Source organism: Ancylomarina sp. 16SWW S1-10-2 (assembly GCF_009669305.1).
Classification (GTDB): Bacteria; Bacteroidota; Bacteroidia; order Bacteroidales; family Marinifilaceae; genus Ancylomarina.
On the sequence record NZ_SADB01000201.1, the window covers coordinates 1 to 482 of the forward strand.

Here is a 482-nt window from a genome sequence, read left to right on the forward strand (position 1 = left end):
TCGCTCTCTAGTAAGTTGTTTTAACGTTTGATAAATTTTAGAGCCAGGATTCCATGACTTCAGCTTCCTTTCTGCTCCCATACGTTCTAAAGTCTTAGCATCCAACTTATCCGTCTTGGATTTATTATCCAAACTCTCCGAATATTTCTTAGCCTTATTAGGCAAAACAACATGGACTTGTCTATCGCTATTATACAAATAACAGGCTAAGTTCTCGTAATAAACACCTGTCGCTTCCATAGTGTAACTTACTATATTATTAACTTTAACTTTTCTTTCAGCCCAATCGATAAAGTCTTTAAAGCCTTTGGCTGTATTAGGAAATTTATGAGATCCTTTGCAGATTATATTCTGGTCATTCGTTAGGTATATGATAGCTGCATAAAAACTATCTTTTGCCATATCAATACCAACACTCACTCTTGAGACTATGTTTTCCATTCTAAAGTAATTAAGTTAATATGGAATTCTTCTCAGTCTTC

General features: G+C 34.2%; 1 protein-coding gene. It reads right to left on the bottom strand.

The features are described 5' to 3' along the window. A partial coding sequence (locus EMN46_RS18985) for a transposase (protein WP_154202589.1) occupies positions 1-441 on the bottom strand: 441 nt, incomplete at its 3' end. Between the last annotated feature and the right edge of the window lie 41 nt (positions 442-482).